The organism is Kitasatospora sp. NPDC002543, assembly GCF_053594915.1.
The window spans coordinates 1-23,535 of record NZ_JBSFWR010000023.1 but is presented as its reverse complement, the minus strand read 5'-3'; the positions used below and the strand labels follow the sequence as shown (position 1 = coordinate 23,535).

The following is a 23,535-nucleotide window of genomic DNA, read 5'->3' as shown; positions in this document are numbered from 1 at the left end:
GCGGCGGAACAGGGCCGTCGGCCCACACCCCTGCTCCCCCGGCGGGGCGGCGGCCGGGGCTCCGGGCGCCCGGCGGAGGGCCCCGGATCACTCCCGGCGGGCCAGCAGCCGGTAGGCGTTCGACAGGCCGGTGCGGCCGGCGGACCGGGCGGCCAGCCGGTCGAGCAGCGCCGCGAGCAGCAGGACGGGCGCACCGGCCAGGAACACCGCGCCGCGCAGCGCCCGCCGCAGCCGTCCCGGCGGGTCGCCCGGCAGCCAGGGCGCGTCCTCGCGCGGCGCGCCCGCGTCCAGCAGCAGCCAGCCGGCGGCCAACAGGTCCACCGGGTCGTGCGGTTCGCCGTGCTGCTCCAGCACGACGGTGAAGCCGAGTTCGCCGAGCCTGCGGCGCAGGTTGGCGGCCGGCATCAGGTGCAGGTGCTGCGGCTGGAGCCAGGGCAGCCACCAGCGGCCCAGCAGCCGGGCGTAGCGGCTCTGCGGGTCCGGGACCTCGATCAGCAGCAGCCCGCCGGGGCGCAGCACCTGGCGGGCGGCGGCCAGCTCGCGGACCGGGTCGGTGCTGTGCTCCAGGTAGTGGAACATGCTCACCACCTCGTACCGGTCGGCCAGCCCGGGTGCGAGATCGGGCAGGGACCCCCGGAAGCCGTGCGCCAACCGGCCGTTCCGCTGCGCGAGTTCGGCGCCCTCGCTGAGGTCCAGGCCGTCGAAGGCGGTGTCGGGGAAGACCTCGCGGGCGGTCTCGCAGAAGTGGCCGTGCCCGGTGCCGACGTCAAGCCAGCTGCCGGGCGCGGCGGCGAAGGGGGCCACCGAGCGGGCGCGGTCGCGGTAGGCCGCGGTGCGGGTGCCGAAGACCCCGCCGAGCCGCTGCTCGCCCAGGCCGTCGTAGAAGTCGCGGTAGTAGAACTCCAGTCCCTCGCCGGTCAGTCGGGGGTTCTGGAAGACGTGCGCGCAGTCCTGGCACTCGTCCAGGACGAACCGGCCCGGCTTGTGCTGCAACAGGTCGGTGGTGCGCAGCCGGACCCGCAGCCGGCCGGAGCCGCACCAGGGGCAGTCGGCACGCCGCGGTTCGAAGAACCGCTCGGTGCCGCCGGCCAGTTCGGCCCGGTAGGCGGGTCGGCGGGCGGCGACCCGGCGGGCGCGGAGCGCCGCCTTGCCGGCCGTGGCCGGGGCTGGTTCGGTGGTGGTCACGGGACCCTCCTGACGGACAGGGCTTCGAGGTGGTCGGCGGCCCGGGCGGCGCCGCCGGCCGCGCGGAAGGAGGCGCCGACCCGGCGGGCGGCGGCCCGATGGGCCGGGTCGTCGAGGACGGCGTCCACGGCCTGGCCGAGCCGGGCCGCGCCGGTGCGGCCGAACCGCACCCGGACGCCCGCGCCGGCCGCCACCACCTGCCCGGCCACCACCGGCTGGTCGTCGCGGATCGGGGCGACCACCAGCGGGACGCCGTGCCAGAGGGCCTCACAGACCGTGTTGTGCCCGGCATGGCAGACCACGGCGGCGGCGCGCTCCAGCAGCTCCAGCTGCGGTACCGAGGGCAGGACCAGGACGTCCGGGTCCTGCGCCGGGGCGCCCAGGACCGCACCGGGGTCGACGATCACGGCCTGCAGCCGCCCGGCGCGGGCGCGCAGTGCCTCCTGGCAGGCCGCCAGGAAGGCCGTTCCGGTGTCGGTGTTGGCGGTGCCGAGGGTGACCAGCACCGTTTCGCGGTCCGGGTCCAGCCACTGCCACGGGAAGCCCGGCCCCGTGCGGCGGGCCGCCATGGCCGGGCCGACGCAGCGGATCGGTCCGGCCGCGGGGGCGGCCGGCCCGGCCAGCTCGGGGGTGGTGAAGGCGAGGGTCAGGTACGGGGAGAAGCGGGGGTCGCCGGTGCGTTCCGGGTCGCCGATCCGCCCCCGCAGGCCGGCCAGCAGGCCGGAGATCCAGCCCTCCACCAGCGGCATGGCGTCCAGCGCTCCGGTGAACTCCGCCGAAGTGGTCGCGCTGGTGGCCCACGGCAGGCCGAGCCGCTCGGCCACCAGCGCACCGGCCACCGCCTGCTGGTCCACCACCAGCACGTCCGGCCGGAACTTCCGCACCGCCGCCGCCACGCCGGGGGCCATCGCCTCGGCGAGCGGAACCAGGAAGTCCTCCCAGAGGAACTTCAGGGCCGCCGGGCCGCGCAGCTCCGGCGGCCGCTGCGCCGTGCCGCCGGGGCCGAACTCGGGTACGCCGCAGGGGAAGACCAGCGCCTCGGGCCCCACGAGCGGGCCGAGCAGCCCGGGCAGACCGGCCCAGGCGGTCGGGTGTCCGCGCGCGGCCAGTTCGGCGGCGACGCCCGCGGCCGGGTTGATGTGGCCGACCAGGGGCGGGACGACGAACAGGTACCCGGTCACCGGACGCTCCACTCGGCCTCGCGCCGAGGCACGCCCTCGCGCAGCCGGGCGCCGTGCTCGCGCAGCCAGGACAGCGTGAGCTCGCGAGTGGCCCCGGGGGCCTCGACCAGGACGGAGTGGTCCTGGCCGGGGACGAAGGTGCTCCGGCAGTCCGCCAGCAGCCCGTCCAGCCAGGCGGCCTGGGGTGCCAGGTCGGACTCCGTCCCGTAGACGGCCAGCACCGGGCAGCGGATCGCGCGAAGCTCGGCCTCGGTGGGCAGCAGGCTGGCGGGGATGTCCCGGGCCAGCGAGGTGTCGGCCAGCAGGGCGCCGGCCGAGCGGGCCAGCCTGGCCGTGTGCGAGCCCCGCTGCCGGGCGACCCAGGCCAGCGTCTCCTCCTCCACCAGATGGCGTTCGGCCTGCCGCAGGATGCCGTCCAGCTTCACCGACCAGGCGCGTGAGGCCGGTTCGGACTCGATCGCCAGGATGCCCGCGACCTGCGCCGGGCGCCGGGTGGCGAGGCCGAACGCCACTGTGCCGCCGAAGGAGTTGCCGACCAGGTGGACCGGGCCGATCACGTCCAGCCGGTCCAGCAGCGCCTCCAGGTCGTCGACGAAGTGCTCCAGGCGGTAGCCGGTCGGCGGCCGGGCGGTGCGGCCGTGGCCGCGGTGGTCGTACATCAGCACGTCCAGCCCGGCGGCGGCCAGCGCGGGGGCGAGGGTGAAGTAGTAGCTGGCGAGGCTGTCGGTGAGCAGCCCGTGCAGCAGGACGACGGTCGCGGCGGGCGGGCGGCCGTCCTGCGGGCCGAGCCGCTGCACGTGGCAGCGGAGCCCGCCGAGGTCCAGGAAGACCATCTCAGCTCCGCCCGGCGGTCCGCAGGCGCTCCACCACGTGGCGGACCAGTCGGCCGACCGTCAGGCCGATGATCTCGTCGAGTTCCATGCCCGCGAGGAACTCGGCGAAGTTGATCCGGTCGCCCCAGCGCTCCTGGAGCTGCCCGGCCAGCGTGACCAGGTCGATGCTCTCCAGTTCCAGGTCCTCGGTGAACCGGGACTCCATGGTGACCTCGGCGTCGTCGAGGCCGTACTCCTCCAGCACGGCGGCCAGCATGGCGGTGATCTCGGTGAGGACCTCCTGCTCGGTGGGCGGTCGCAGGTCCACGGTCTGCTCGCTGGCGGTCACTTGACTTTCGTCCTCTCGTCGCTCTCGATGTGGTCGCTCTCGATGCGGTCGCTGTCGGGGCCGTCGTCGGCTCGGGTCCAGGCGACGACGTAGCTGCGCTCCGGCAGGCCGGGCGGGCTGTCGACGCCGGCGCAGCGCAGCCGGTGGGTGCGCGGTCCGGCCGGCCCGGCGGCCACGACCGTCAACGCGGACGGTTCGGCCGCGACCACGGCGAAGTCGCGCGGCCTGCCCCGCAGACCGGTGCCCTCGCTCTTGGCCGCCGCCTCCTTGGCCGCCCAGAACCGGCTGAACCAGAGCGCCTCGGAGCCGCCGTGGACCTGTCGGCACTCCGCCAGGAGTGCCAGCTCCGCCGGGCCCAGGGCGACCCGCAGGGTCTCCGCCGGGCGCTCCACGACCTCCTCCAGGTCGATGCCCGCCCCCGGCCCACCGCCGGGGCGGTGCGGCCGGACCAGTGCGACGGCCGCCTCGGCCCGGTGGGCGAGCGAAACCTCCAGCTCCGGTAGCGTCCGGCCGTGCACTCCGGCCACCCGGGGGCGGCCGGAGTCCTCGTTGAGCACCTCGATCTCCGCCGGGAAGACCGCGGTCTCGCCCTGCTGCCAGAGCAGGCGCCGCACCGCGTCCTTGGCCGCGATCCGGCCGAGCAGCCAGGCCCGGCGGCCGCGCGGCGGCTGCCGCTCGTACCGGGCCCGCTCGGCGGTGCCGAGGTGGTTGCGCATGATCAGGTCGCGGGAGGCGAGGTCGGGCCAGCGCTCGTGCAGCAGCACCCAACCGCCGGGCTGCGGGGTGGAGAGGGTGTTGCGCTCGACGAACCGGTCGACGGGCCTGGTCTCGGGGTGGCTGTCGAAGCGGCGGTCCTGCCAGCCGCGTGCCTCCGCCCAGACGGCGCCGCCGGACAGCAGCTGCGCGTCGGCCTCCAGGACGGTGTCGGTGAGGCCGGTGATCCGGATGTGGCACCGCAGCTCGGTGCCCGGTCGCGGCGGCGGTCCGTAGAAGCGCAACTGCCCGATGCCGACCGGGAAGACCACCGTCCGCTCGGCGCGGGTCGCCATGATCCAGTAGCCCAGCAGCTGGCCGACGTTGTCCAGCAGCGCGCCGGGCGCGGCCGGTGCGGTGATCACGCCGCGTACGTGCGACCGTCCGAGGGCGGTCAGCTCGGTGAGTCCCTGGAACGCGGGGCCGTGGAACATCCACCGCTGGTCGTACAGCCCGGCGGCGGTCAGCTCCGGCGCCCGCTCGGTCGAGGGGTCGACCGGCCACGGGGCCGGCGGCGGAGCGTGATGCTCCGTCAGTTCGACCACCCCCCGGGCGAATCCGCCGAAATCTGCGGCGAGCAGGCCGGGGCCGGCGTGCTCCAGGGTGATGTCGACGTCCAGCGGGGTCGCGGCCGGCACCCACTGCCCGAAGCGCAACTCGCGCACCCCGGTGGCCAGTCGGCCGGGGACCGCCCGCTCGGCGGCGTCCGCCAGGTGCTGCACGATGGTGGTGGCCGGTACGACGGGCCAGCGGTCCAGCGGGTCGGGCCAGCCGGGGCGCTGGCGGAAGAAGCAGTGGTCGAGCAGGTAGGGCATGGTCTCGAGCGAGACGCGGAGTCTGCTGACGAGTTCCTGACGCGGCGCGGCAGGTACGGCGGGCGCGGCAGGTACGGCCGGTACGGCCGGCACGATGGGCCCGGCCGGTGCGGCCGGTGCGGCGGATGCGACCGGCTGCCGCCCCGCGCCGATCAGTTCGGCTGCTGCCCGTCCGGTCTCGCGCAGCAGTGCGTCCAGTTCGGCGGCGACCGGCGAGCGGTCGGCGAGCGAGGCGAGGTCGGGCCCGGTCCGACGGGCGGACGCCAGGTCGGCGCGGAGCGCACCGAGTACGACCGGGTCCAGCGAGACGAGCGCGCCGCCGAGGTCCAACGGTACCGCCGGGTGCGGCCGTTGCGGCGCGGCGGCTCGGACGGCGGCGGGCCGCAGGGCGGCCGCGTCCGGTTCGGCGCCGTCCACCCAGAGCGCGGCCGCCACCCGGCGCAGCTGCGCCAGCCCGTCGCGCAGCGGGGAGTTGGCCGCGACCGCCAGGTGCGCCCGTGCGCCGAGGGTGTCCCCCACCAGCGAGGCGAGCTGCCCGGTCCCCGCCTGGACGAACACCCGGAACCCGGCCGCGTACATCGCCTCGACCAGCGGCCGGAACCGCACCGGCTCCAGCAGGTGGCGCAGGAACAGCGCGCGGACGGCCGCCTCGGTCGGCGGGAAGGGCGAGGCGGTCGTCCCGGACCAGACCGGCACGGTGGGCCGGTGCAGCTCGAACAGGTCGGCGGACCGCCGGATCGGGTCGAGGTAGGGGGCCAGCATCGGGGTGTGGAAGCCGGACCGGAACGGCAGCACCTGGCCGAGGACGCCGCGTGCGCGGAACCAGTGCACCAGCTCGGCCACCGGCTGCTCGGGACCGCAGACGATCGACTGCTGCGGCGCGTTGTCGTGCGAGAGGACCACCTCGGACATGCCGTCGACCGTCGCCAGCACGTCGAGCACCCGGTCGGCGGGGGCACCGAGCGCGGCGAAGGCCAGCCCGGGGACGCGCAGCGAATCCGGGTCGAAGGCCGTCAGGAAGGCGTCCACCGAGGCTCCGGAGTACAGGCCGCCCGCGATCATGGCGGTCCACTCGCCGACGCTGTGCCCGGCCACGGCGTCCGGCCGGACGCCGATCCGGCGCAGCGCGGTGTCGAGCAGCCGCCCGACGGCGACCACGCCGACGCCGTGCCGCGCCACGTCGCCGACCGGGGCGACGTCCGCCGGGCGGGGCAGGCCGAAGTGGTCGGCGACATCGTCCACCCGAGGGGTGAACTCCCCCTCCAGGCCGGGGAAGAGGAAGGCGATCCGGCCACCGGACGCCAGCAGCGGCTCCGGCGTGAACCACACGTCGCCGCGCCCGCGCCAGGCCCGCCCCCGGGCCACCGCCCGACGGGCCAGCGCCAGCCGCTTCGGCGTCGGGTCGGCGATCGCCAGCCGGCAGCCCGGCGCGCCGGCCCCCGGCTCCTCCGCCGCGGCGGCCAGCAGCGCCGAGTCGTCGGCCGCCAACCGGCCGGAGAGCTGTTCGGGCCCGTCGGCGGCCAGTCGCAGCACGCGCTCGGGTTCGGCGACGGACAGGGCGGCGCCGCGGACGGCCCGGGTGGGGACCGGGGCCTGCTCCAGCACCACGTGGGCGTTGATGCCGCCGAAGCCGAAGGCGTTCACCCCGGCCCGGCGGGGCGGCCCGGCGGGGCCGGTCTCCCAGGGCTGCGCGGCGGCGATGGTGCGGAACCGGGTGCCGGCCAGCGCCGGGTGCGGGTCCTCGCAGTGCAGGGTGGGCAGCAGCACGCCGTGGTGCACGGCCAGCACCGCCTTGACCAGGCCGGCCACGCCGGCGGCCGGCATGGTGTGGCCGATCATGGACTTCACCGAGCCGAGCACGGCCCGCTCCGCTCCGCCCGGAGGCCCGAACACCTCGGCCAGGGTGGCGAGTTCGGCGGCGTCACCGGCCGGGGTTGCGGTGCCGTGGGCCTCCAGCAGGCCGAGCGCGCCGGGCGCCGCCGGGTCGAGCCCGGCCGCCCGCCAGGCCGCCCGGACGGCGCGGGCCTGGCCCCCCGGGTCGGGGCTGGCCAGGCCCGCCGTCCGGCCGTCGCTCGCCACTCCGGTGCCCCGGATCACCGCGTACACCCGGTCACCGTCCCGCTCGGCGTCGGCGAGCCGCTTGAGCGCCACCACGCCGGTGCCCTCACCGACCAGCAGGCCGTCGGCGCCCCGGTGGAACGGGCGGATCCGCTGGCTCGGCGAGAGCGCCCGCAGCTGCGCGAACACGCTCCACAGCGTGACGTCGTGGCAGTGGTGCACCCCGCCCGCCAGCACCAGGTCACAGCGCCCGGTGGCCAGTTCGCCGACCGCCTGGTCGACGGCGACCAGCGAGGACGCGCAGGCGGCGTCCACGGTGTAGGCGGGGCCGCGCAGGTCGAGCCGGTTGGCCAGCCGGGAGGCGGCCAGGTTGGGCACCAGGCCGATCGCCGACTCGGGCTGATCCGGGCCGAGCCGGTCGGTGAACGCGGACCGGACCTTCTCCAGTTGCCCCTCCGTCAGGTCCGGCAGCAGCTCGGCGAGTGTGCGGACCACCTGGCGCGCGCTGCGCACCCGCTGGTCGAGCCGGACCAGGCCAGGTGTCAGGTACCCGCCCCGGCCGAGCACCACCCCGATCCGGTCGCGGTCCGGCAGCCGCTCCGGGCCGCCCGCGTCGGCGATGGCGGCGGCGGCCACCTGGAGCGCGATCAACTGGTCGGGCTCGGTGGCCGCGACCGAGCTCGGCATCAGGCCGAACCGGGTCGGCTGCACCTCGGCCAGCCCGTCCACGAAGCCGCCGCGCCGGCAGTAGAGCCGGTCCGGCACGGCCGGCCCGGTGGCGCCGCCCGGGTCGTAGTAGTCCGCGTCCCAGCGCCCGGCCGGGACGTCGGTGACCGCGTCGACCCCGTCGACCAGGTTCCGCCAGTAGGCCGCCAGGTCGGGGGCTCCCGGCAGCAGCACCGCCATGCCCACCACGGCCACCGGGGTGGCTGCCCGCCGCATCGGGACGCTCACCAGCCCGAGGCGGTGTAGACCACGGCCCGCTCCGACCGCTCGCCCCAGGCGAGTTCGCGCAGCAGCGCCAGCGTGCCGGCGTCCGGGTCGATCAGCCTGACACCGCGCCGGACGTAGTCCCGGGCCAGCTCCTCGGACACCATGCCGCCGTGTGCGCCGGCCGGCGCCCAGGGGCCCCAGTGCACCGTCAGCGCCCGGCGCCCGGTGCGGTCCGACCAGCGGGCACCCAGCTCCTCCAGGGCGTCGTTGGCCGCCGCGTAGTCGGCCTGGCCCCGGTTGCCCAGCGCGGCCGCGATGCTGCCGAAGAGCACCGTGAACCCCGGCCCGCCGGGCAGTTCGGCGAGCGCTTCCAGCAGCGCCCGGGCGCCGTCCGCCTTGGTGGCGAACACCCGCCGGAAGGACTCCGGATCCTTCTCGGCGAGAAGCCTGTCCTCGATCACGCCCGCCGCGTAGACCACGCCGTCCAGCCGGCCGTACTCGGCGTACACCTCCTTGACCGCCTGGCGCAGGGCCGCCGGGTCGGCCGCGTCCACCGCGCGGTAGCGGGCCCGCGAGCCGAGCGCCGACAGTTCGTCGAGGGTCGCCGCGACTTCGCGCCCGGCCAGCAGCCGGGAGGCGGCGGCGTCGACCTCGGGCAGCGGTACGCCCCGGCGAGCGAGCGCGGCCCGCAGCGCGGACCGGTCGCGGGCGGCGGCCGTCGCCGGATCCTCCGGGCCCTCGGGCGGCGCGGTGCGGCCCAGCAGCTCCAGCCGGCAGCGGCTCGCCGAGGCGAGCGCGGCCGCGAACCGCGCGGTGATCCCGCGCGCCCCGCCGACCAGCAGCACCACGGCCTCCTGGTCCAGTCCCAGCGCGGCGGCCTCCGCCACGCCGTCGCCGGCGGGCCCGGCCCCCGTGCTGCCGAGCAGCCCGAGGCCGCGCTCCACCAGCGCGAGGCCCTGGCGTCCGGCCGGGCCGTGCAGCACCACCGGCTCGCGATCGTCGGCGAGCAGGTCGACGAGCAGCAGGTCGGCGGCCCGTGCCGGGTCCGCCGGATCCAGTTCGACCAGCCGCACCGAGCTCTCCGGGTACTCCCGGGCCAGGGTGCGGAACAGTCCGCGCAGCCCGTCCGTCCGGCCGGGGCCCGGCCGCGTGGCCGGCCGGACGGCGATCAGCCGTCCGGGGGCGAGGGCCAGCGCGGCCTGCAGGGCGGGCACACCTCCGGGCAGTACCGGTGCTCCGTTCTCCGCGAGCGGGTCCAGCAGCAGGATCGCGTCGAACGGGCCGTCCGCCGCCGGGAGTTCGCTTCCGGCGGGGACGGCCTGCGGGTGCGCGCCGGCGGCGGTCAGCCGGGCGACGAGGGCCGGGCCGACGCCGTGGCCGTCCTCCCCCAGGAGGGCGAACCGCTTGCCCGCCAGGGCCTCCGGGGTGCGGGCCGGTCCGGCGAGCGGTACGGCTTCGAAGGCCAGCCGGACCGGCTCGTGGCCCGTGACGGGCGGCTCGGCCCCGGGGGTGTGGGCGTCGGCGGCGCGGGCCTCAGGGGTGACGGCCTCGGCGGCGGCACCGTCCGGTGCGGTGACCGGCCCGGCGGCGGGCGCGCCGAGCCGGGTGGTGAGCCAGGCGGTGATGTCGGCGGCGGTGCGGGCGCGGGAGAGTTCCTCCACCTGCTCGTCGGCGAGGGCGCCGAGCGCGCCGGTCCCCTGCGCGTCGCCGAAGCGGCCGGCTAGTCGGCCGGCGAGTCGGCCGATGATCTCGGTGCGCTTGATGGAGTCGATGCTGAGGTCGGCTTCGAGGTCCAGGTCGGGCTCGATCATGTCGGCCGGGTAGCCGGTGCGTTCGCTGATCACCTCGACCACCACGCGCAGCACGTCCTCCTCGCCGACCGGCGCGGCCACGGCCGCCTCAGTCGCCTCAGCCGCCACCGGCGCCACCGGCGCCACGGCCACCGGCTCCGGTCGGGCGGCGGCGGACAGCTCGGGCAGCGGTACCGCCGTCGGCACCGGCAGCTGCGCGGCGGGCGGGGACAGCGGGGCGGGCGCCTGACCGGTGCCACCGAGGTAGGTCATCAGCACGTCGCGCTGGGCCGCGATCAGCTCTCGGCTGCTGCGCAGGAACTCCGAGACCAGTGCGTCGCCGTTCGGGTTCGGTGCCTGGGCTGTCATCAGCGCCTCCGGTACAGGTCGGGCCGGCGCGAGCGCACCGGGCAGCAGTTCTCCGGCAGCGGTGCGCACCAGCTGCCCGTCCACCGTCCAGCCGGGCCGGCGCGGCGTGCGCGCCCGGCCGGCGTCCACCGCGTCCCGGCCGCGGAACAGCCGGTCGGTCCGCACCGGAACGCCCGCGACGGCGAGCGCGGCGAGCGCGTCGAGGAAGCCGGGCAGACCCCGTCGGCGGCCTTCGAGCGGCACCGCCCGGTGCGGCCGGTCGCCGAGCACCGCCGACACCAGCCGGGTCAGCACCGACCCCGGGCCGGCCTCGACGAACACCCGGGCGCCCGCCTCGTACATCGCCTCGACCTGCGCCACGAAGCGCACCGGTGCGCCGATCTGCGCCGCCAGCTCGGCCCGCACCCCGGCCGGATCGGCCGGGTAGGCGGCCGCCGTCCGGTTCGCGAAGACCGGGAACTCCGGCGCCCGTACCGTCCGGGCCGCCAGCGTCTCGGCGAAGCGCTCACCCGCGCCCGCCACCAGCGGGCTGTGAAAGGCGCAGGCGACCGACAGCCGCTTCACGCCGTACCCGGCTTCGCGCAGCAGCCCGATCGCGGTGGCCAGCTCCGCCGTCGTACCGGACACCACCGTCTGCCGGGGCGCGTTGTGGTTGGCCACCACCACCCGGCCCGCGAGGCCGCCGGCCGCCAGCACCCGCTCGACCTGCTCGGCCCCGGCCGCCACCGCGACCATCGAGCCCGGGTCGCCGCCCGCGCCGACCGCGCCGAGGATGGCCCGCGCCCGCTCGGCGCCGAGCGAGGGCAGCTCCTCGGCGGCCAGCGCGCCCGCCGCGCAGAGCGCGACCAGCTCGCCGTAGCTGTGGCCGCCCGCGAGCTGCGGGCTCACCCCGGCCAGGGCCAGCAGCTCGAACGCCGCCAGGCCCGCCATGCCCAGCACGGGCTGGGCCACCCTGGTGTCCGTCACGGCGGTGCGCTGCGCCTCCCTCGCCTCGGGGGTGAAGGCCAGCGGCGGGTACAACGCGTCCGCGTAGCCCGCGCCGAGCCGCAGGTGGCGCTGTACCCCGGGGAAGGCCGCGAACAGCTCGGCGAACATCCCCGGGCGCTGGCTGCCCTGCCCGGGGAAGAGGAAGGCCACCTCGCCCGGCTGCTCGCCCGCCGCCTCCGCGAGGTACAGTCCGTCGGCGGGCGCTCCGGCCTCGGCGGCCCGCAGCAGCCGGACCAGTTCGGCGACGTCCGAGGCCACCACGGCGACCTGGACCGGGCCGCGCCCGGACTCCGCCCGCCGGGAGGCTGCCAGCGCGAGGTCGCGCAGCCGCCAGGGCGCGCCGTCCGACACCGACCGCAGGAGCTCCGCGACTCCGCGCAGCGCCCGCTCCCGGTCGGTGCCCCGGAAGGTGAACAGTTCGGCCGGCCACTCATGGAGCCCGTGCACCGGCGTCGGCCCGTCGTAACCGCGCAGCACCGCATGGAAGTTGGTACCGCCGAAGCCGAACGCGCTGACGCCGGCCACCCGTTCGGCCGGTGCGGCGGCCCACGGACGGGCCTCGGCGTGGAAGACGAACGGGCTGCCGTCGGCCTCCCAGGCCGCGTTCGGCCGCTCCACGTGCAGGGTGGGGGGCTTGATCCCGGTGTGCAGTGCCAGCGAGACCTTGATCAGACCGGCCAGTCCGGCCGCGCACTTGGTGTGCCCGATCTGCGACTTGACCGACCCCAGCGCGCAACTCCCGGGTGCGGCGCCGTCCTCGGCGAACACCTCGCTCAGTACGGCGAGTTCGGTACGGTCGCCGACCACCGTGCCGGTGCCGTGCGCCTCGACCAGCCCGACCCGGGCCGGGCCGGTACCGGCGCCGCGGTACGCGCGCTCCAGCGCCAGCCGCTGCCCTTCGGGGCGGGGCGCCGTCAGGCCGAGCGACCGGCCGTCGCTCGCGCTGCCGATCCCCTGGACCACCGCGTACACCCGGTCGCCGTCCCGCTCCGCGTCCGCCAGCCGCTTCAGCACCAGGCAGCCGACGCCTTCGCCCAGCGCGATGCCGTCCGCCGACGCGTCGAACGGGCGGGAGCGGCCGGTGGGCGAGAGCGCGTGCACCGAGGCGAAGAGCAGGAAGTCGTTGATCCCGTTGTGCAGGTCGGCGCCGCCGCACAGGGCCAGGTCGCTCGCCCCGGAGGCCAGTTCCTTGCAGGCCACGTCCAGCGCCGCCAGCGAGGAGGCGCAGGCCGCGTCCACCGTGAAGTTGGCGCCGCCCAGGTCCAGGCGGTTGGCGATCCGGCCGGAGATGACGTTGGAGAGCATGCCCGGGAAGGAGTCCTCGGTGAGCGTCGGCAACTGCTCGGCGATCGCCTCCGGCACCTTGCCCAGGTAGGCCGGGAGCACCGCGCCCAGCACGCCCGCGTTCGACAGGTCACTGCCCGCCTCCGCGCCGAACACCACGCTGGTGCGGGACCGGTCGAAGTCCCGGCCGCCCTCCGCTCCCCCGCCGTCGTACCCGGCGTCCAGCAGCGCCCGCCGCGCCGCCTCCAGTGCGAGCAGTTGCACCGGCTCGATGCTGCCGAGCGCGGCCGGCGGGATCCCGTAGGCCAGCGGGTCGAACGGGATCCGCGGCAGGAAGCCGCCCCACTTGGAGGGCGTGCTGCCGGGGCCGCCGTCGGCCGAGTGGTAGAGCGCCGGATCCCAGCGCTCGGCCGGCACCTCCGTCACCGCGTCCACCCCGCCGACCACGTTCGCCCAGAAGGCCGGCAGGTCGGGGGCGCCGGGGAACATGCCGGCCATGCCGATCACGGCGATGTCGAGCGGAGCCGGCTCGGGCTCCGCCGCGGCCTCCGGTACCAGGCCCAGCCGCTCCACCAGGTCGGTGGCCCGCGCGGACAGGAATCCGGCCGCGCCGGTGCCGACCGCGGCGTGCAGCTCGGCCACCGTCGTGGTGGCCGAGCGCAGGACGGCGACCTGCCCGGCCATGAACATGCCCCGGGCCAGCTGCTCCTGCTCGTCCACCCCGACGAGTTCCCCGGCCACCCGGTCGAGGCCCTTGCTGGCGATCCGCAGCCGGCCGACGTTCAGCCGTTCCAGCCGCTCCCAGACCTCGCGCTCGGGCACGCCCTCGGCCCGCAGCCGCTCCCGGGTCCGCTCGAACTCGGCCGTGAACGGGCTCGCGACACAGCGGGTGGCGTGCCCGGGAGCCGTCTGCAGCAGCTCCGTCCCGCGCGCCGCCAGCACCTGCCGCTGGAACTGCGGCTGGACGGCGCCGTGGGCCACCGCCTCCTCGGTGAACAGGTACGCCGTCCCCATCAGGAGTCCCACCGCCACACCCCGGCCGGCCAGCGGTGCGGCCAGCGCCGCGACCATGGCCGCCGAGCGCTCGTCGTGCACGCCGCCCGCGAACAGCAGCTCCACCTGAGGGCTGTCCCGCGCGGCGGCCAGGAAGTCCTCCACCACCGCCGACTGCGCCTCCCACAGCGGGAAGCTGTGCCGGGGCCCGACGTGTCCGCCGCACTCCGAGCCCTCCAGGACGAACCGGCGGGCCCCGTCCTCCAGGAACTGCTTCAGCAGCCCCGGGGAGGGCACGTGCAGGAAGGTCCGGACACCCGCCTCCTCCAGCACCCGGGCTTGCGACGGGCGCCCGCCCGCGATCACCGCGTGGGTGGGCCGCGCCGCCAGCACCTCGGCGAGCTGGGCGCTCCGCACCTCCTCCGGCGCGAAGCCCAACACCCCTACGCCCCAGGGTTGTCCGTCGAGGGCGGCGGCGGTCTCCGCCAGCAGGTCACGGGTCTGCTCCGGGCCGGCCAGGGCGAGGGCCACCACCGGCAGGCCACCCGCCTCGGCCACCGCGGCCGCGAACCCCGGCTGGTCGCTGACCCTGGTCATCGGGCCCTGCACCACGGGCAGTCCGGTCCCCAGCGCCCGGCTCATCGGCGTACCGGGCCCGAGCAGCGCCGACGCCGCACCGGGCGCGGCCGCGGCCCGCAGTGCGTCCAGCACGGCGTCCCGGACCGCGCGGACCGCCGCCCCGGCCGTTCTCCATCGATCGGCGAATCTGCCTGCCAGGAAACCGTCCTGACCGACCATCAGCCGAGCTCCCGGCGATTCGCCGGAGGAGGCCCTCTGCAGCACCCGGCACCCGTCGACCACCGCCGTCTCGGACCCGTCCATGCGGCGCACGGCCGCCGCGATCTCCTGCGGAACCGCCGACTCGGCGAGCAGCGCGAGCTGGCTGTCCAGCACCACTCCGGCCGCCCCGCCGGCCACCGCCGCCGCCGCGGTGCGCAGGCCGATGCCACCGCCGGCCCAGACCGGCACCCCGATCCCGGGCGCTGCCAGCAGTTGCTGGAGCAGCACGAAGGTGCTCAACTCACCGACCGGGCCGCCGCTCTCGCTGCCGCGCGCGATCAGCCCGTGCGCGCCGGCGCGGACCGCCGCGAGTGCCTGCGCGAGATCGGTGACCTCGACCAACAGGCGGTACGCACCGGCCAGTTCGGCCGCGTTCCGGCGGGGGGCGCCCTCGGCCAGTACCACGGTGTCCGGTCCCGCACCGCCGCGCGAGCGCAGCTCGGCGAGGTCGAACCCGCAGCCGGGGCCGACCCTGACGCCGAACCGGCCGGTGAACCGCCCGCGGAGGGTGGCGAGTTCCTCGCGGGCGCGGCGGTCCCCCGCCCCGAGGTCCAGCACACCCAGCGCGCCCGCGCGGGACACGGCCTCGACGAGCCCCGCATCCGGCTGCTGGAACGGCGTGAGGCCGATGACGAGGTCGGTCAGCAGGGCGGTCGGTGCGGTGGTCGACTGTGCGGCGGACCTCATGGGCTCTCCCGGTGTGAGTCTGACGGCGCAGCGGGGGCACGAGCGACTCTCGGTGCAGCGCATCACGAAGCGCCCCCGCGGCATTGCCGGAGGCACTCTCGCGCGATTCGCCGCCCGCTTGTAGGTTGACACTACTAGCGGGTAGTGCCCGACAGGTTAAACGCACGTTGCGCGTGCATGTCAAGACAATCGACAGTCCCTGGCGTCACCCCCGAATGAGTCGGAGATCGAGCCAAAAGCACGACCACGGAGGGAAGTTGACGACGGCGTCCGCCCTGCGGGCCGGTCCGGTGATCGACGCTGCCCGCGGTCAGGTGACGGGACGTCACACTGCCTGTCCCACGGGGGAACGCCACCCGGGAGTTCTCACACGCGGACGGTCCCGACGCCGGCGCCGTTCCCGTCCGTCTGCGCGGCGGCTCCCTGAGCGGCTTCCGGGGCCGCCCTGTCACCGGTGCCGCCGCCACCGCCTGCCGCCCCCGCGAGCAGCGCCTGGCGGCGGCACTCCCGGGGTGAGATCCCGTACTGGGCTTTGAACGCGCGGCTGAACTCGGCCGCGCGCGGGAGGCCGCAGGCCGCCGCGACGACATGGACCGGGGTACCCCGCAGTGCCGGGTCGGCCAGGTCCCGATGGGCCCTGGCCAGTCGCTGACGACGAATGGAGGCGGCGATGGTCTCGCCACCGGAATGCCGGGTGAACAGGCGGTGCAGATGGCTGACGGAGATGTGGTGCGCGGCCGCGATCGCCGGTGGGGTCAGTCCGGGGTCGTGGAGATTGCGCCGGACGAACGCCCGGATGCTCTCCATCATGGCCCGCTGCCGGGACTCCTCGGACAGCGTGTGCTCGGCTTCGAGCTCCCCCGCGATCCAGGCCGCCGTCAGGTCGGCCACCACCGTCCCCAGCCGGGCCGCCTCCGTCGGCCGCAGCGCGGCTCCCTGACGGTCCAGCCCGATCAGGAACTGCCCGAGCAGCGCCCCCGAACCCGCGCGCGCGGAAAGCCTCCGCCCCAGCAGGCCGCGCACCAGGGGCCGGGGCACCGGCAGCAACGACTGGGGCAGGTTGACGCCCAGAGCGGTGACTCGCGGACCGTCCTCCTCGGGGTGCCGTTCCCCGACCATCCGCACGTCGTGCGGGGTGGAGGTGTCGATGAGGGCGAGGTCCCCGGCAGCGAACGTCTCCGCCTGGTCCCGGCCGCGCCTGAGTCCGTGCACTCCGGAGGTCAGCAGCGTCAGGTAGTACAACTCCTGGTCCGAGCGCCGGATCATGCGCTCCGTACGCCGGAACCGCGCCGACGGGAACGACGACGCCATCAGCGCGACCGGACCCAGCTCCGTCCGCCGCAAGTCCGCCTCGAAGCTGTCGGCGTGCGCGCTGGTCGTCTCGCACTCCCGCGCCTTCCCCAGCACGTCCCGCCAGCGCTCGAACCGGTCCTTCGCAGACAAGCCCTTGTCCCACGCTTCCGCCTGAGACCCCACCGACGCCCCCACCGACGATTCCCCTCTCCCGAACCCAACCCGGACCAGCCGAGTCCCCCTCGACATCATCGCCTCCCGTGGGGCACAGAGACAACGAGCGAGTCCGGTCGGGGCGCTTCCGGGCGGTCCTGGCGGAAGGGGCCGCTTCCTCACTCCGGGAGCTGGTCGGGGCGGGTGGGCGGGAGGTGGGCGAATCGTTGCCGGAGCGCCCGGACGGGCATCGTCGGGGCCGCCGAGGTCGGCCGGGGCCTTCAGGGCCGCCCACAGGTCTCGGCGTGCGAACACCGCCACCGGGCTCGGTCCGAGCCCGGTGGCGAGTGACTGCGGGGCCTGCCGGGCGCCCGGGATCCCCCCGGCCGCCCACCCGATCGGGACGGTCAGCCGGTGGTGGTGGCCGTGATGGCCTTCACGCCGGTGGCGCCACCGGGGATCTCGCTCCACGGCGTCCACTGGTCGGTGTTGTAGTCGGCGTCGCGACTGTAGACCATGTTGTCCTCGTTGACGGCGACGACATGGACGACGTTGCCCTCGGCGCTGCTGCTGATCGCCTTCAAGTGGTTGTCGCTGACCTTCTGCCACTGCTGGTCCCAGCTGCCGAGGTCGTAGTGGCCGTAGGTGGTGAACAGGTCGCCGATGCCGCCGATGATCTGCAGGTCGACGGTGTAGCCGCGGGCGGCGGCGGTGATGCCCCGGACACCGACGGCGCCGCCGGGGATCTCGCCCCACGGGGTCCAGCTGCCGTTGGTCAGCTTGTCGCGGGTGTAGACCCTGCCGGTGGTGCCGACGGAGTACAGGTGGACCACGTTGTCGGAGGTGGTGGCGCTGCTGAGGTGGTCGGCGGTGTTGTCGCCGAGCTTCACCCAGCCGTTCCAGCTGCCGGTGCCGTAGTCGATGGTGGCGTCCCACACCGTCTTGTCCGAGCCGAGGATCTGCAGGCTGACGGTATTGCCGCGAGCGGTCGCGGTGATGCCCCGGACACCGACGGCGCCGCCGGGCACCTCACGCCACGGGGTCCATGCGCCGCCGACCGTGCCGTCCTTCGTGTAGACCCGGCCTGCTCCGACCACGAAGACGTGCACGGTGTCGCCGATCGTGACGCTGTCCACCGCGGTCAGCGAACTGCTGTCGATCAGCGACCACTTGCCGAGCCAGCTGTTCGTCCTGCGGTCGACGGCGGTGTCCCACAGCGCGTCGTTGCCGCCGACGATCTGGACGTGCAGGCCTGCCTTGACCTCCGCCGTGCGGTAGCTCAGCACCTTGACCCAGGGACCCAGGTCGTCCACGCGGGTGGCGCTGGCGCCGGTGCGGGTCTCGGTCGACGGAGTGTCCAGGCAGCCGCCCTGCCAGGAGCGGGTGGCGATGGCCGCCAGTTCCGTGGCGCCGTTCGTGTCACGCAGGGTGGGGGCGCCGGCGTCACCCTGGCAGAGCGCGGCCTGGCCCGCGGCCGGCGCGGTGTCGACACCGGTCGCCGTGACCGCGGAGACCGCGTGGGTGGTGGTGTGCAGCTTCGTGGGCACCCAGTCGGTGGCGGTGCGGCCGTAGCCCGGGATGCGCAGGTTGTCCCCGGCCGTGGGCGCGGTGCCGGCGATCGTGGCCGGCGCGATGCCGTCGACGGGCGTGGCCAGGCGGGCCATCACCAGGTCGCGGTCGGTGCGCGGCAACAGCTCGGCCACGTCGACGACCGCGCCGGTGCCGGTGTTGGTGAGATCGGTGCGGCCGACGGTGACGGTGGTCCTGTCCTTCGGCGCGCCGGCGGTGACGGTGGACAGGTCGTTCGGGGTGTCGGTGAAGCAGGACGCCGCCGTCATCAGCCAGTACCGGTCCACCAGCGTGCCGGTGCAGGAGCGCTTGCCGTCACCGACGTCGATCTTGGCGGTGAAGGCGAGTGCCGGGTCGGTGGGCTGGGGGGCGGGCGAGGTGGCGGTGGATCCGGTGACGCGCAGTTCGAGGAGGACCGCCCGGCTGTTCGGGTCCAGCGTCTCCCCGATGCCCTTCGTCCCGCCCGCGGCGATGTCAACCGTCTCGGTGGGCTTCTGGTCCGTCGACAGGCTCGCCCTCACCGAGCGGCCGTACGTGCTGACCCGGTACGCGTTCGGGATCGACAGCGCCAGGTACCCGGAGGCCCCCGGTGCGGCGAAGCAGATCTCGTCGTTAGGGTTCGGCGGCGTGGTGATCGCCCGCACCTTGATCTGGAAGCTCCCGGCCTTTCCGCAGTCGGCCAGCGTGACGCCCCCGTCGCCACGCGTCAGGGTGATCCCCCGCGCTGCCAGGATCTGCGCCGAACCGGGGTAGGCGAAGGTCTCCACCGCGGTGGGTGGCGCATCCGCCCCCGCGGTCGGCGCGGCACCGGCGGGCGCCGCCGAAGCGGTGCCCCAGCCCGCCACCGTGGACAGAACGAGAGCGGTCGCCACGGCCGTCATACCGCGCTTGCCTGAAATGTTCTTCATAACTCCTCATCGATTCGGGACAACACCAGGAATAACGGTTCTCCGGGACGAGAACCCAAGGAATCGGCATCACGCCCGATGGCGGGTGTGCGGCCGAATTGAGACGTAATTCTGCGCGAGTGGCTGCTGGAGGATTCTGACAGGGGCGCGGCCCGGACTTTTTTGCACTGCGTCGACAGGACTTCGCATCGCGTCGGCAGTCCTGTGCGCCCCGTCGACCCGTGAGGGCGGCCGGCGGTCACCGCAGCCCCACGGTGCCCCGAGCACGCACGCCCTTCCCTCACAGCGCCTTGCCCGGTCGACAAGGGAGGACACGCATCCCTGACAAGACGGCTGAAACAGACATGTGCCGCCGCTTTGCCGGCACTTGATTCGATCGCCGGAGCCGACTCTGATGGAGCACCACCCATTGCGGTGAACCGATGCGCACGGCCAGAAATCGGAGGGATTCCCGAGGCCGCACCCCGCGCTGCCCGGAATCACCCCGTCGACTTTTTGCGAGGAATTCATGAGTTCAGTTTCGAATGGCCTGGAACACCGGGGAAGGAGGGCTGGGCTGAGGCTGCTGTGCCGCACGGTGCTGCCGGTCGCACTGCTCGCGTCCACGCTGTCCGTCGCCCCCGCGATGGCGGACGGGACGACGCCCGCCCCGCCGCTGACGGACCGTGCGCGGGTGCTGAGGGCCTGGAAGGACGGTGGCCCGAGCGTCCGGGCGGCCGCCGAGATCGCCCTCACCGGGACCGCGGACCAGGTCCGGCTGTTCCTCGGCACGCCGCAGAGCCCGCAGGACGGCGAGCTGGCCAAGGCCGAGGCGAAGGACGGCCGGGCGGCCGTCCTGCAGATGGTCACCGTCAGCGGCCCCCGGCTGCGCGCGGCCGCCGAGGCGGCGCTCGCCGGCACCGACCAGGACGTCGCCGCCTTCACCAAGGACGGTTGGAAGAACCCGCTGGAGCAGGACCAGCGGGTCCTGGTCTCCCAGATCGCCGAGGCTGCCGGCCCCCGGACCAAGGCCGCTGCCCTCGCGGTGCTGGACAAGCCGGTCGCCGATGTCCAGGCCTTCCTGGAGCAGGGCCGGTTCTCGCTCCAGGAGACCGACGACCGGGTCCGGGTCTCGCAGCTCCTCGAGACCGGCGGCCCCGCCACCCAGCAGGCAGCCCAGATCGCCCTCGACGGCGGCCCGGAGGAGATCCGCACCTTCCTGGAGACCGGCCAGCACATCGCCGCCGCCCGGGACCAGGAGCACGCGACCATCGACCAGCTGGTCCAACAGGCGCAGCAGGCCGGTGCGGAGGCGTCACGCAAGAAGGACGCCGCCAAGGAGGCCTCCGACCGCGCCGTCGAGGCCGCCGCCCTCGCCAAGAAGGCCACCGACGAGGCCCTCGCCGAGACCCGTGCCGCCCAGAACGACGCCCAGCGGGCGGCGGCCGCCGCCAGGCGCGCCGCCGAGGCCACCCAGCGCGCCGCCGACGCGGCCCGGGCCTCGATCGCCGCGGCCCGGGCCGCCGTCCAGGCCGCCAACGTCGCCTCCGCGGCCGCCGGCCGTGCCGCGGCCGCCGCCGCCGGGGCCGCCCAGGCCACGACCCGCGCCCTCGCCTCCGCCGCCGAGGGCAAGGTCGACGAGGGCGCGGCCGCCGCCGCCACCCAAGCCGCCGCCCAGGCGCGCGCCGCCGGCGCCGCCGCCGACAACGCTTCCAAGGCCGCGGTCGAGGCCCAGTACGCGGCGGAGAAGGCGGCGTCCGCCGTCGCCAACGTGAACGCCGCCGCCGACGCGGCCGACCAGGCGGTCGGCTACGCCGACCAGGCCGGGGCCTCGTCCGCCGAGGCCAGGCGGGCCGCGGCCACGGCCCGCCGCAACGCCGCCGAGGCGACCCGCTCCGCCAACGCCGCCGCCAAGTTCGCCAAGGACGCCGGCCAGGCCGCCGCCGAGGCCCGCGACGCCGCCAACTCGGCCGCCGACCGCGCCACCAGGGCCGCCGAGTCCGCGCGCAACGCCGCCGCCAACGCCGGCAACGCCACCACAGCGGCCCAGCAGTCCGCCGCCCACGCCGAGAGCTCCCGGCAGGCCGCCGCCGACGCCGACGCCGCCCTCGCCAAGGCCCGACTGGTCCACGCCCAGGCGCTGGCCGCCGAGACCGAGGAGCAGAACTCCCGCACGGCCGACGGCATCGTCCAGGCCCAGGACCTGAAGGCCGACTACGACGCCGGCCTGCAGGCGACCGACGACGCCAAGGCCACAGCCCAACGTCTGGACCAGGAGGCGGTACAGCTCGCCGCCCGGGCCTCCCAGCCCGGCACCGACCCGGCCACCGTGGTCGCCGACGGCCGCAGGATGGCACTCGCCGCCCTCAAGGTCCGCGGCCCGTGGGCCAAGTCCGCCGCCGAGTACGCCCTCGCCGGCAGCGACGAGGCCGTGGTCGACTACGTCCGCACCGCCTGGCGGACCTCGTCCGAACAAGACGAGCGCACCGAGACCCGATACCTCGCCGACAACAGCGAGTACGACACCGTCCGCGCCGCGGCCCGGACCGCGCTGACCGGCGACGGCGCCGTCGTCCACGACTTCCTCCGGACCGGCCGGCACACCGCGGCGCTCAGCCAGTACCGGGTCAAGGTCTCCCAGCTCGCCGAGACCGGCGGGACCCACCTCCAGCAGGCCGCCAAGGCCGCGTTGGAGACCAACACCCCCGACTCCCTCGTCACCTTCCTCGCCCGCGGCCAGTACGACGCCAAGGCGGTCGACGACCGCCTCACGGCCTCCCGGTTGATCGAGACCGGCGGCGCGGAGGTCAAGTCCGCTGCCCGCATCGCCATGGACGGCCCCTACGCGGTCCTCGCCGACTTCCTGGAGACCGGCCAGTACCAGGCCCAGCAGCAGGACAACCTGACGGCGACGCACGTCGCCACGATCGACAACGCCATCAACGGCGCTGCACAGGTCGTGGCCCTCGCCCGGCAGAACGCCGCCCAGGCCGCCCAGTACGCGGCCGTCGCCGCCGGGGCCTCCGACGCCGCCAACGCCGCGGCCGCCCAGGCGAAGGACGCGGCCACGGCGGCGGCCGGTTTCGCACAGCAGGCCAAGACCTCCGCCGACAACGCCGACGCGTCCGCGGCCAAGGCCGCCGGCTACGCCGCCGCCGCCCGCGCCGCCCAGGCCACGGCCACCCGGGCGTCCGAGTCCGCGCAGAACTCGGCCACCTACGCGGCGGCCAGCGCGGCAGCCGCGCGCGGCTCCGCGGACGTCGCGTACGCCGCCGTCGCCTCCGCCCGGCAGTCCGCCGAGAACGCCGGGAAGAGCCGCGACGAGGCCCGCGCCATCGCGGAGAACGCCCAGTTGGACGCCGTCCGGCAGGCGCAGCGGGAGGACACGATCCGGCGGATGGCGGAGCAGGCGGCGCTGTCGGTGCTGCGCGACTACAACGCTCCGTCCGAGTTCTTCCGGACCTGGTACGACTGGTTCTCCAGCACGGGTCACACCGTTCTCCACCTCGCCAGTTACGTCCCGGAGGTCGGCCCGGCCGCCGGAGTCGTCAACTGCGTCTGGTACGTCGGCGAGGGCTTCGCCGACTACGCCGACACCTCCGACGTCGTGAGCGGCTGCGCCGGCGCGCTGGTCGGCCTCAAGAGCGTCAAGGACATCGCCAAGGAGGCCCTCAAGTGGGGCCCGAAGCTCGCGGACGTCGGCGGCGCGGTCGCCAAGTGGACCGCCAACCAGGCCAGGAAGGCGGCACCACTCGTCCGGAAGTTCCTCGACCGCATTCCCGGCTTCAACAGCTTCCCCGCCGGCACCCTCGTCATGATGGCCGACGGAACGACCCGCCCGATCGAGCAGGTCCGCGTGGGCGACGCCGTCGCGGCCGCCGACCCGCAGACCGGCGTGTCCGGTCCGCGGACCGTCCGGGCGACCATCTCCAGCCCGAACGACACCGAGTTCACCGAACTCACCGTCGCCGGCCCGGACGGCGCGGAGTCCGTCCTCACCGCCACCGACAGCCACCCCTTCTGGGCGCAGAACACCGGCCGGTGGACCGACGCGGCCGGCCTCCGGCCCGGCGACACCCTGCGCACCGACACCGGTGCGGCCGTCGAGGTCGTCTCCGTACAGCACCGGAGCGCTCCCGCTCCCGCCTACAACCTCACCGTCGACGAGCTCCACACGTACTTCGTGCTCGCGGGCGACACCCCCGTCCTCGTCCACAACGACGGGCGGGAGACCTTCGCCGGGCAGCTCCTCGGCAGGCTTCCCGGATGGCAGAAGGGCGGCCCCACCTGGGGAACCGTCATCGTCCAGGGCTGGCAGGGGGACTCCTACCCGCTCAGCGGCGCGCTCCCCAGCGGGGAGGGCGTCGACGCCCAGGAGATCGCCGCCTTCCTGCACTCCTCCGGCCCTGCCAACGGGCTCGTCGAGACGAAGCTGGCCTGGCGGATGGCCAAGTACCGGATGTCACTCGGAGAGGTCGTCATCAACGACCCCCAGGGGCCGTGCAGCGCCGAGCAGCGTGAGCGCTGGCTGCGGCCGCTGCTGGACGGCGAGATCCGCTCCGCCTTCGCGATGACCGAGCCCGAGGTGGCTTCCTCG

The 23,535-nt window shown here is 75.6% G+C and carries 9 protein-coding genes; 1 reads left to right on the top strand and 8 read right to left on the bottom strand.

Annotated elements, in window-relative coordinates:
* Positions 1-87 precede the first annotated feature (87 nt).
* The 8 genes from ACWD4P_RS13145 to ACWD4P_RS13110 form a co-directional block, all read right to left on the bottom strand.
* A complete protein-coding gene (locus tag ACWD4P_RS13145) occupies positions 88-1,185 on the bottom strand; it encodes a class I SAM-dependent methyltransferase (protein ID WP_449779646.1) in 1,098 nt (365 codons plus the stop codon).
* Entirely contained in the window at positions 1,182-2,366 is a 1,185-nt protein-coding gene (locus ACWD4P_RS13140) for a glycosyltransferase (protein WP_449779645.1), read from the bottom strand. Before ACWD4P_RS13140 ends, ACWD4P_RS13145 begins: the two co-directional genes overlap by 4 nt.
* Positions 2,363-3,199: an alpha/beta fold hydrolase gene (locus ACWD4P_RS13135; protein ID WP_449779644.1), complete on the bottom strand. Its 837-nt coding sequence runs from the start codon at positions 3,197-3,199 to the stop codon at positions 2,363-2,365. The genes ACWD4P_RS13140 and ACWD4P_RS13135 overlap by 4 nt, the downstream gene beginning before the upstream one ends.
* A 1-nt stretch (position 3,200) precedes the next feature.
* Positions 3,201-3,455: a phosphopantetheine-binding protein gene (locus tag ACWD4P_RS13130; RefSeq protein WP_359828204.1), complete on the bottom strand. Its 255-nt coding sequence runs from the start codon at positions 3,453-3,455 to the stop codon at positions 3,201-3,203.
* Between the two features lie 68 nt (positions 3,456-3,523).
* Positions 3,524-8,095, bottom strand: a complete 4,572-nt coding sequence (locus tag ACWD4P_RS13125) for a beta-ketoacyl synthase N-terminal-like domain-containing protein (protein ID WP_449779690.1) — start codon at positions 8,093-8,095, stop codon at positions 3,524-3,526.
* A gap of 8 nt (positions 8,096-8,103) precedes the next feature.
* Positions 8,104-15,036 carry an SDR family NAD(P)-dependent oxidoreductase gene (locus ACWD4P_RS13120; protein ID WP_449779643.1) on the bottom strand — a complete coding sequence of 2,311 codons (6,933 nt, stop codon included), beginning with the start codon at positions 15,034-15,036 and terminating at the stop codon, positions 8,104-8,106.
* Positions 15,037-15,402: 366 nt separating this feature from the next.
* Positions 15,403-16,479, bottom strand: coding sequence for a helix-turn-helix domain-containing protein (locus ACWD4P_RS13115; protein ID WP_449779642.1), 1,077 nt, complete (start codon positions 16,477-16,479; stop codon positions 15,403-15,405).
* Between the two features lie 410 nt (positions 16,480-16,889).
* On the bottom strand, positions 16,890-18,959 hold the full coding sequence (locus ACWD4P_RS13110) for a trypsin-like serine protease (RefSeq protein WP_449779641.1): 2,070 nt from the start codon (positions 18,957-18,959) through the stop codon (positions 16,890-16,892).
* A 508-nt stretch (positions 18,960-19,467) separates the two neighbouring features.
* Here ACWD4P_RS13110 and ACWD4P_RS13105 point away from each other — a divergent pair.
* Positions 19,468-23,535 (top strand): polymorphic toxin-type HINT domain-containing protein (locus ACWD4P_RS13105; RefSeq protein ID WP_449779640.1); only part of this gene is annotated, 4,068 nt, incomplete at its 3' end.